The 7731-nt window shown below is 36.8% G+C and carries 10 protein-coding genes; 6 read left to right on the top strand and 4 right to left on the bottom strand.

All coding sequences use genetic code 11. The features are described 5' to 3' along the window. A partial coding sequence (locus tag ACOVO2_RS18545; protein WP_421771405.1) for an alpha/beta fold hydrolase occupies positions 1-498 on the top strand: 498 nt, incomplete at its 5' end. A 39-nt stretch (positions 499-537) separates the two neighbouring features. Here ACOVO2_RS18545 and ACOVO2_RS18540 read toward each other — a convergent pair. Continuing rightward, positions 538-915 (bottom strand): group III truncated hemoglobin, encoded by a 378-nt coding sequence (locus ACOVO2_RS18540; RefSeq protein WP_421771404.1) that lies wholly within the window; start codon positions 913-915, stop codon positions 538-540. A gap of 201 nt (positions 916-1116) precedes the next feature. Here ACOVO2_RS18540 and ACOVO2_RS18535 point away from each other — a divergent pair, with 201 nt between their 5' ends. The 4 genes from ACOVO2_RS18535 (at position 1117) to rlmB (ending at position 4037) form a co-directional block, all read left to right on the top strand. Further along, a complete protein-coding gene (locus ACOVO2_RS18535) occupies positions 1117-1581 on the top strand; it encodes a hypothetical protein (RefSeq protein ID WP_188766226.1) in 465 nt (154 codons plus the stop codon). A gap of 48 nt (positions 1582-1629) precedes the next feature. Continuing rightward, positions 1630-1830, top strand: coding sequence for a helix-turn-helix transcriptional regulator (locus ACOVO2_RS18530; RefSeq protein WP_421771403.1), 201 nt, complete (start codon positions 1630-1632; stop codon positions 1828-1830). A gap of 96 nt (positions 1831-1926) precedes the next feature. Continuing rightward, entirely contained in the window at positions 1927-3204 is a 1278-nt protein-coding gene (locus ACOVO2_RS18525; protein WP_421771402.1) for a GWxTD domain-containing protein, read from the top strand. Further along, complete coding sequence (gene rlmB / locus ACOVO2_RS18520; protein WP_421771401.1) at positions 3177-4037, top strand: 23S rRNA (guanosine(2251)-2'-O)-methyltransferase RlmB; 861 nt, start codon at positions 3177-3179, stop codon at positions 4035-4037. The genes ACOVO2_RS18525 and rlmB overlap by 28 nt, the downstream gene beginning before the upstream one ends. Positions 4038-4144: 107 nt before the next feature. Here rlmB and ACOVO2_RS18515 read toward each other — a convergent pair whose 3' ends face one another. The 3 genes from ACOVO2_RS18515 to ACOVO2_RS18505 form a co-directional block, all read right to left on the bottom strand. Then, positions 4145-4666 carry a shikimate kinase gene (locus ACOVO2_RS18515; protein WP_421771400.1) on the bottom strand — a complete coding sequence of 174 codons (522 nt, stop codon included), beginning with the start codon at positions 4664-4666 and terminating at the stop codon, positions 4145-4147. Between the two features lie 78 nt (positions 4667-4744). Further along, positions 4745-5839 carry a BT_3928 family protein gene (locus ACOVO2_RS18510; RefSeq protein WP_421771399.1) on the bottom strand — a complete coding sequence of 365 codons (1095 nt, stop codon included), beginning with the start codon at positions 5837-5839 and terminating at the stop codon, positions 4745-4747. Positions 5840-5979: 140 nt separating this feature from the next. Next, complete coding sequence (locus ACOVO2_RS18505) at positions 5980-6531, bottom strand: DUF1599 domain-containing protein (RefSeq protein ID WP_421771398.1); 552 nt, start codon at positions 6529-6531, stop codon at positions 5980-5982. A gap of 167 nt (positions 6532-6698) precedes the next feature. On the opposite strand from ACOVO2_RS18505, the gene folP reads away from it, so the two are divergent. After that, entirely contained in the window at positions 6699-7565 is an 867-nt protein-coding gene (folP, locus tag ACOVO2_RS18500) for a dihydropteroate synthase (protein WP_421771397.1), read from the top strand. Positions 7566-7731 lie beyond the last annotated feature (166 nt).

The raw sequence follows: 7731 nt of genomic DNA, 5'->3' as shown, positions 1-7731 counted from the left end.
GGTATGCGTTTAGCAGCTCGTCGTCCTGACCTGATAAAAAAACTAATTTTACTCGAAACAACTGCCGACCCCGAGCCGCAGGAAAATATTGGAAAATATAAAACTCTCAATGCTATCGTAAAGTATATCGGATTTTTTCCGGTCGTTGGTAGCGTATTGAAAATTATGTTTGGTCAGAAATTCTTAAATGACTCAAATAGAGTAGAAGAAAAGAAATATTGGACTCAGCAGCTAAAATCGAACAATAGAAAAGGAATTACCAAAGCCGTTGATGGAGTAATTTACAGAAAAGGCGTTGCCGACGAAATACATAAAATCACTTGCCCCACATTAATTATGGTTGGAGACCAAGACGTGGCAACCGTACCTGATAAAGCACGCAAGATTCATTCGTTAATACCTAACTCAAAACTGATTGTATTTGCAGGCGGTGGGCATACATCGTCGGTAGAAGAACCTGGAATTTATAATGCTGAAATTGAAAAATTTATAAAATAAAAAAATCGGAGATAAGTAATTAGCCTTATCTCCGATTTTTTATTGTTGATTGATGTGATTCATTTTTGCATTCATAATTTGCCCAATTTCGAGGGCTTTGCTTTTTACAAAATCTGCTCTTTCGCCCGCAAAAAGAGAATCGGTTGTGAGAAACCACAGGGCCAACCATTGTTCAAAACGCTCAGTTGTAAGTGCGTGTTTTTCGTTGGCTTGTAGGTGTACCCACATCATGCCACCGTTGTAGCTACCTGTTTGAAATAGCCAATTCTCCCAAAAATTTACAACTCTCGTAATGTGCATTTCCCAATGCTCTGCTGGCATCTCAAATACTGGGGCAAGATTTGGCTCATTATGCACTCTCTCGTAGAAATTATTAACCAATAATTCTATATCTGCTCTATTCTGAATATCATCCATGTTTGAATTGGTTTGTAGGACAAGTTTCTAAGTTGTCGAAGTCGGTACAAAAGTAATTCTAAAACATAATTGATAGTATATGATTTTTCTCATAGAAAAAATATTTGTAAAAAAATTTTGATATAATGTAAAGTTTATTTTACATTTGTATCGTTAAAGTTTACATGAAAAAGCTATTACCTTAAAACAATTTTCAAAATTATGGAACCAAGATTCTTATTTCCGCATCGTTTCAAACTCATCGGATGGATTATAGCAATCCCATCAATTATTTTAGGTTTATTTGTTATGTTCGATAACCTAAGTCTAGATTTTTTTACGATTAAAGTACCTCTCGACTACATCGCTTACGATGGTTCAATAAATGAAAAAGGTTCGATTCCAAACGGAACAGAGTTAAATTTTACAGACGAAATTGCTACCATTGGAAGCATTGTAGGTTTACTTTTTATTGCTTTCTCGAAAGTGAAGTTCGAGGATGAATATGTATCAAAAATCAGATTAGAGTCTTTGCAATGGGCTATTTATCTTAATTTTGCACTTCTAATTACTGCCACAGTTTTTGTGCATGGATTGGCTTACTACAATGTGACAGTTTACAATATGTTCACACCGCTGATAATTTTTATCGTTCGGTTTTATTATTTGCTTTTGGTGAAAAATTGAGTTGGAGGTGTCACAAAACGGCGAGCAATATGTTCGCACCACAGAATTATGAAAAATAGAATCAGAATAGAAAGAGCCATTTTGGATATAACACAAGCCGATTTGGCCGAGAGAATAAATGTAAGTCGGCAGACCATCAATGCTATAGAAAGCAATAAATACGTGCCCTCAACTGTTTTGGCATTGAAGATAGCCCGTATATTTGGCAAGAGTGTTGAAGAAGTTTTTGAGCTTGATGAAAACGATTGATGCATTATGTTCGTTATAGATATGCTGCAATTCAGAAAATTTATTTTGAATTGCAGCATATTTCCTTATATTTGAATCTTTAGAAACCGAATATTGATGAAGAAAGCAATTATTTACAGTTTTTTGGTAGTATTAGCTGCTTGTACAACAAATAAAAAACTCCCAAAAGCTCCAAAGGAAAATGATAGAACTTCGTCGGCAATGCCTGTACCTGTCGCAAAACCCATGGTTGTTGCTATAAAGAGTAGGTATTTGTTGAAGGATTCTTCAGCCGTGCGGGTGTATATGGAAATGGATATTGAAAATCTAAAGAAAGAGCAGGTAGTGCAACAATTAAATGATAATTTCAGATTTAATTGGCTATTACAACCTGATTATGGTATTCGAGAACGCTTAGGTTCGGGAAAGATAGATTTGAGCGAACAAAATGTTGAAACCAAAGGCGGAAAGATTATGGTAAGTTTTGAGATTCCTCGTCCTAAAAATTTAGCGAAGGGGCTACTGCTTACCGAAGTTTTTCAGTTAGAAGATAGCAAAAAATCGAATAATGATTTAGTAATTGATTTTAATGGCACTCGCATAAACGACCGATTTGGCATTTATATTGGGAATTTATCAATGCCAGTTTTTAGAAATTATATCAATAAAACCGATTCATTTCAGGTAAAGAGTGTGTTGAGCCATCCTCGTGAATTGTATTTGATACGTTACAAAAATGATTTTAATCCTGCTCAATCTCCGATGGCAACCTCAGTTCGTCCGAGTATTGCCAATCTTACCATAGAAGAAACGATAAAAATTCAGACAAATACACCTATAAAACTTACTCACGAAGGGTTGTATCAGATGGTTGAAGATACTAACTCAACCAGTACAGGATTTGGATTTATGCTCGTAGATGAGCGTTATCCACGCCTAACACGTCCTGAAACTCTAGTTAAGCCGCTGATTTACATGAGCACCAGCCAAGAAATAAAGGCAGTCAATGATAATCCTAACGCGAAACAAGCCCTTGATAAGTTTTTCTTGGCAATTACCGATGGTAATCAGATGGTTTCTAAAAAAATTATTAAAAATTATTATCACCGAATCGAAGAAGCCAATCGTCTGTTTACGTCATATAAAGAAGGTTGGAAAACCGATAAAGGTATGGTTTATACAATTTTGGGGCCACCCAACAAAGTACAACGCAGCCGTGACCGCGAGGTATGGGTGTATGCACAGAATACCAATTTTTCAGAAATTATATTTACATTTAATAGAAAACCAAACCAATTTACGGAAAACTTTTATGAGCTGGTTCGTTATCCCGAATATCAGGCATATTGGTTTCCGTTTGTAGAAGCATGGAGAACAGGAAACGTAGTGGATTAGGCCGCAGTTCAGAAGGCGGTTATCGTAAACCCGAAGGCGATAATAAAACTGGATTTAAGAAAAAATATTTTGCAAAACCAACACCGGCTGGCTTTGAGAAACCCTCAAAACCTGATATTGTTTTTGGCGTACAGTCGGTTTTGGAAACTTTAAAAAGTACCAAAGAAATAGAAAAAATATTGCTTCAACGTGATTTTGGTCATGCTGAGGTAGAAAAATTGGCTCGTGAGCGTGAAATTCCCGTACAGAGAGTGCCGCTTGAGAAATTGAATCGTGTTACGATGAAAGTACATCAAGGGGTAATTGCGTTTGTTTCAGCCGTTAATTATGCCAAAACTTCCAACGTAGTTGCCGATACTTTTGAGAAAGGCGAAACGCCACTGTTACTTATTTTAGACCGTGTGACTGACGTACGTAACTTTGGTGCGATTGCCCGAACGGCTGAGTGTGCAGGTGTAAACGCTATTGTTGTTCCGGCTCGTGGAGCTGCTCAAATCAATGCCGATGCCATGAAAACTTCGGTTGGTGCATTAAATCACCTGCCTGTTTGTCGTGAAAATAGTTTATCTCAAATCGTGAGCGAGTTGCAGCAATCGGGTATACAGGTGGTGGCTTGTACTGAAAAAGCAACAACTGAGCTGTATGACGTAGATTTTTCGGTCCCAACAGCAATCTTGATGGGTTCGGAAGAAGACGGTATTTCAGATAATTTGCTCGAACAAGCTGACTATGCCACCAAGATTCCGATGGTAGGTAAAATCGGCTCATTGAATGTATCGGTAGCAACGGCAGTTATTTTATACGAAGCCGTTAGACAAAGACAGAAAGCATAGCGAAGTATAATTATTTTATAACAAGAAGCCTTTGATAAACGTATCAAAGGCTTCTTAGTGTTTTATCAGTCTACTTAAATGATAACTTCGAGCCATTTCGCTTCACATTATTTTTTTCTTGAAAACTCCGCATCAATAATCCAAAGGATACTATCAGGGTCGGTGTCTCCCTCAACTGTAATATCGGCTTTTTGGTAAATTGGCAGACGCTCATTATACTTCTCGGTGACGGTATCTAAAAGCGATTTACTTTCTAAATCAAACAACGGGCGTTCGTTTTTCTTAGATACTTTCATGCGTTCGACCAACATCGCAGGTTTTACATCTAAGAAAATACTGATACCGTTTTCTTTGATATACTCTAAACCATCATGATAGCAAGGTGTTCCACCACCTGTAGCCACTACCATTTTCGAGTCTTTTGCTATTTTTTTGAGTTGTTGATTTTCAACTTTTCTGAAATATTCTTCGCCATTTAAGCTGAAAATTTCTGCTATTTTTTTGCCTTCCGCAATTTCAATTCTCAAGTCTAAATCAATAAATTCATAACCCAGACTCTTAGCAATTTGTCGGCCAAGTGTACTTTTCCCCGACGAAGGCATTCCTATTAAAAAAATATTTGTGGTCATTCTAAAATAGTCGATAGTCAATTGTCAACTGACGACAGTTTATCAATAATTAAATTTATTTGTTCATTTTTTTGCAGCTTAAAGTTCGATGTTCTTCGGAATACTGTGATTGCCCCATTTACCTTTTACTACACCATTTTGTAACAAAATCACACACGGATTTGTTCGTGCCATTGTTTTTAATACTGTGGCATCGACCGAGAAATAAGGTGTTGTGAGCCCGTTTGCTTGGCTAAACTTCTGATAATCAGTCTGAATAACTGAAGTCAGAATCATCGGTGTAATTCCTTTTGCCTCAGAAGTTTTTATCAAAGCCTTTATTTCATTTATTTGTTCGGCATCCGCATTTTTTACATCTTTTATAATCACCAATAGTTTATTTCCTACGAAAGTCGAATCAGTGTAGTTGTTTCCTTGCTGGTCCGAAACCGAATAGTCAGTTATTTTTGGTTTGATTTTATCTTCATTGAGTGTCACCATCGAAACATATTTGTAAGTAAGCGTATCCATCAAAAACTCTTTGGCTACAATTTCTTCGTTGGTTTTCTTATTTAAAAACGTAAACTCCATGATTGGTTTTACGCCCGTCGGTTTCATTTGTTCAGGAATGCTTTTTCCGATGGCATAAGGCAAGAAATCAATTGGGGGAAGGTAACGAATAGCGTAAATACCAATTCCGAAAGAAATAGCCGTAACGATAGCCATCACTACATTTTGATTCGAGTTTGTGTATTTATTTCTGAAAACAAATATCACCAAGATAAAGACCGTCAAGAAAATATCTTTGTTGAACGATGTCCACGGTTTGAGTTTTAAGAAATCACCGAAACATCCGCAGTCGGTTACTTTATTGAAATATGCCGAATAGAAAGTCAGAAAAGTAAAGAAAACAATAATAATCAGCAATAACCACGACGTGATTTTCATGCGGTAGGATAGGAGTGTAGCTACCCCCAAAATCACTTCTAATGCACAGAAAATCAATGATAAAGCCAATGAATTATGGGCAAAAAACATAAATAAACCTTGCAATGAAGGTAAATCTTGGGCAAAAACCTCGAAATATTCTTCGAGTTTGATACCAGTTCCCACAGGGTCAACGACTTTTACGAAGCCCGAAAAAGTAAATATTACACCAACAATGATGCGGGCAATTTGTGAAAATAGTTTCATATAAATTCAATGAGTGAATGTTAGAATTAGTGAATGAGTGAATGAACGATTTTTTTCAAAGTTAAACCTCAATTTTAATACAATTAGTTAATGTCTTGTTAAACCAGTAACTAATAACAAGTTTTCTGATAACAAAAAAACTACTGCTGCCCTTGAGCTTGACCGAGTTTTATCATACAAAAAACTGCATAATTGATGATGTCCTGATAGCCAGCCTTGATGCCTTCCGAAACCAAAGTTTTACCTTGATTATCTTCTATTTGCTTGATTCTGAATAATTTCATCAAAATAATATCGGTCATCGAACTCACACGCATATCACGCCACGCTTCGCCGTAATCGTGGTTTTTATTGAAAAGTAACTCCATAACTTCCGCAACTTGCTTATTATACATGGCTTGCAATTGCTCAAACGGAATTTCGAGTTCGGTACTATTTACCAAATCTGCTTGGATGAGAGCCATTACGCAATAATTAATAATACCAATAAATTCGGGTACTTCGCCTTCATCGACACGGCTAAAACCATTGTCTTGAATCGTACGGATGCGTTGAGCTTTGATAAAAATTTGGTCAGTGATGCTCGGTAAGCGTAAAATACGCCAAGAAGTGCCATAATCTTTGTTTTTCTTCTCGAAAAGGTCTTGACAAATTTTTATGACATGGCGGTATTCGATTTCTGTTTGGTTCATTGTTTATGTAAATGCCTGCTGGCTTTGGGTTCTGTATTCAATTTAGAAAAAATTAATCAAGTTCAATAGATTGAATTATCTTTGACGCTAAAATTAATGAAATTGGAGAAAAAAGGCAGAACCGCCTTTATACTTGCAAAACTATAAAACTTCGGCTCTATAAGCAAATGACATTTATAAGTATCAATCACAAACACTACCCAAACGAGCCAGTAATTGGCCAAAAACTCATTGATTTATCGAAACCTACTGTTATGGGGATTCTGAATATCACGCCTGATTCGTTTTTTTCGGGGAGTAGATTTACACCCAATAGTAATCAAATTTTAGACCAAGCCGCAAAAATGATTGAGGATGGAGCAACATTTGTTGACATTGGTGGCTACTCGACTCGCCCTGATGCCGATGATGTGAGTGTTTCTGAAGAAATCGACCGAGTTTCGCCAGTGATTGAAGTAATTGCTCAGAATTTTTGGGATAAAGTGGCTATTTCGATTGATACTTTTAGAAGTAAGGTAGCTCGTGAAGCCGTAAAATCAGGGGCAACAATCATCAATGATATTGCGGGCGGAAATCTGGACGAAGAAATGTTTCAGACCGTTGCCGAATTGCAAGTGCCGTATATTTTGATGCACAGCCGTGGGAATCCTCAGACGATGTGTAAACTCAATGATTATCAAAACCTGACACTTGATGTAATCACCGAATTGCAAGAAAAAGTGGCTAAACTGAGAGCTTTAGCTGTGAAAGATATTATAATAGACCCAGGTTTTGGATTTGCCAAAAACGCCAAACAAGGTTTTGAAATGATGCGAAATTTGGATGCATTCAAAGTCATGGATTTACCGCTTTTGGTAGGAATTTCAAGAAAATCAATGATTTGGCGAACGCTCAATATCACCGCCGATGAAGCTCTCAATGGCACAACGGCATTAAATATGTACGCTCTCATGCAAGGGGCAAAAATCTTGCGTGTGCATGATGTGAAGGAAGCTATGCAAACGATTAGGCTGTTTGAGGAGTTGGGAGGATAGGAGAAAATTACTCAAAACTTTATCTTCTCATTTCAATGTATTATGAAAAAATGAAACAAAGTAAAAAAGGTTCTTCATGAGTTTATCGAATTTCATGAAGTAGAAAGAAGAACGTCGGCAGGGTTCAAAACCCTGCCGACGTTAAAACATTAGATAAAATCATAAA

Origin of the sequence: Emticicia sp. (assembly GCF_049241225.1) — a bacterium.
GTDB lineage: Bacteria > Bacteroidota > Bacteroidia > Cytophagales > Spirosomataceae > Emticicia.
This window is presented reverse-complemented; position numbering and strand designations above follow the sequence as displayed.

Bases quoted from the DNA above. Each gene is read 5' to 3' on its own strand.
- ACOVO2_RS18530 (WP_421771403.1), top strand. From the start codon at position 1,630: ATGAAAAATAGAATCAGAATAGAAAGAGCCATTTTGGATATAACACAA.
- ACOVO2_RS18540 (WP_421771404.1), bottom strand. From the start codon at position 915: ATGGATGATATTCAGAATAGAGCAGATATAGAATTATTGGTTAATAAT.
- ACOVO2_RS18535 (WP_188766226.1), top strand. From the start codon at position 1,117: ATGGAACCAAGATTCTTATTTCCGCATCGTTTCAAACTCATCGGATGG.
- folP (WP_421771397.1), top strand. From the start codon at position 6,699: ATGACATTTATAAGTATCAATCACAAACACTACCCAAACGAGCCAGTA.
- ACOVO2_RS18510 (WP_421771399.1), bottom strand. From the start codon at position 5,839: ATGAAACTATTTTCACAAATTGCCCGCATCATTGTTGGTGTAATATTT.
- ACOVO2_RS18505 (WP_421771398.1), bottom strand. From the start codon at position 6,531: ATGAACCAAACAGAAATCGAATACCGCCATGTCATAAAAATTTGTCAA.
- ACOVO2_RS18515 (WP_421771400.1), bottom strand. From the start codon at position 4,666: ATGACCACAAATATTTTTTTAATAGGAATGCCTTCGTCGGGGAAAAGT.
- ACOVO2_RS18525 (WP_421771402.1), top strand. From the start codon at position 1,927: ATGAAGAAAGCAATTATTTACAGTTTTTTGGTAGTATTAGCTGCTTGT.
- rlmB (WP_421771401.1), top strand. From the start codon at position 3,177: ATGGAGAACAGGAAACGTAGTGGATTAGGCCGCAGTTCAGAAGGCGGT.